Origin of the sequence: Natrinema salsiterrestre, assembly GCF_029502005.1 — an archaeon.
Classification (GTDB): domain Archaea; phylum Halobacteriota; class Halobacteria; order Halobacteriales; family Natrialbaceae; genus Natrinema; species Natrinema salsiterrestre.
The window spans coordinates 1-1,517 of record NZ_JAMQOT010000022.1 but is presented as its reverse complement, the minus strand read 5'-3'; the positions used below and the strand labels follow the sequence as shown (position 1 = coordinate 1,517).

Below are 1,517 nucleotides of genomic sequence, written 5' to 3'. Positions count from 1 at the left end.
ATATAGCATTCCGGTTGATCCTGCCGGAGGTCATTGCTATTGGAGTCCGATTTAGCCATGCTAGTTGCACGAGTTTAGACTCGTAGCAGATAGCTCAGTAACACGTGGCCAAACTGCCCTATGGATCCGGATAACCTCGGGAAACTGAGGCTAATCCGGAATACCGTTCAGCGCCTGGAGTGGCCTGAACGCGAAACGTTACGGCGCCATAGGATGTGGCTGCGGCCGATTAGGTAGACGGTGGGGTAACGGCCCACCGTGCCCATAATCGGTACGGGTTGTGAGAGCAAGAGCCCGGAGACGGTATCTGAGACAAGATACCGGGCCCTACGGGGCGCAGCAGGCGCGAAACCTTTACACTGCACGCGAGTGCGATAAGGGGACTCCGAGTGCGAGGGCATATAGCCCTCGCTTTTCACGACCGTAAGGAGGTCGTAGAATAAGTGCTGGGCAAGACCGGTGCCAGCCGCCGCGGTAATACCGGCAGCACGAGTGATGACCGCTATTATTGGGCCTAAAGCGTCCGTAGCTGGCCAGGCAAGTCCATCGGGAAATCCGCGCGCTCAACGCGCGGGCGTCCGGTGGAAACTGCGTGGCTTGGGACCGGAAGACCAGAGGGGTACGTCCGGGGTAGGAGTGAAATCCCGTAATCCTGGACGGACCACCGGTGGCGAAAGCGCCTCTGGAAGACGGATCCGACGGTGAGGGACGAAAGCTCGGGTCACGAACCGGATTAGATACCCGGGTAGTCCGAGCTGTAAACGATGTCTGCTAGGTGTGGCACAGGCTACGAGCCTGTGCTGTGCCGTAGGGAAGCCGTGAAGCAGACCGCCTGGGAAGTACGTCCGCAAGGATGAAACTTAAAGGAATTGGCGGGGGAGCACTACAACCGGAGGAGCCTGCGGTTTAATTGGACTCAACGCCGGACATCTCACCAGCATCGACAATGTGCAGTGAAGGTCAGATTGATGATCTTACTGGAGCCATTGAGAGGAGGTGCATGGCCGCCGTCAGCTCGTACCGTGAGGCGTCCTGTTAAGTCAGGCAACGAGCGAGACCCGCACTCCTAATTGCCAGCAACACCCTTGTGGTGGTTGGGTACATTAGGAGGACTGCCAGTGCCAAACTGGAGGAAGGAACGGGCAACGGTAGGTCAGTATGCCCCGAATGTGCTGGGCGACACGCGGGCTACAATGGCCGAGACAGTGGGATGCAACCCCGAAAGGGGACGCTAATCTCCGAAACTCGGTCGTAGTTCGGATTGAGGGCTGAAACTCGCCCTCATGAAGCTGGATTCGGTAGTAATCGCGCCTCAGAAGGGCGCGGTGAATACGTCCCTGCTCCTTGCACACACCGCCCGTCAAAGCACCCGAGTGGGGTCCGGATGAGGCCAGTGCAACGCTGGTCGAATCTGGGCTCCGCAAGGGGGCTTAAGTCGTAACAAGGTAGCCGTAGGGGAATCTGCGGCTGGATCACCTCCACAGACCGGGACTGGGGCGTCGCCCCAGCCCACCTTA

At 58.7% G+C, this 1,517-nt stretch carries 1 rRNA gene; it reads left to right on the top strand.

The annotated features are described in order from the left end of the window. Window positions 1–7 precede the first annotated feature (7 nt). Window positions 8–1,481, top strand: a 16S ribosomal RNA gene (locus NDI89_RS23785). Window positions 1,482–1,517 lie beyond the last annotated feature (36 nt).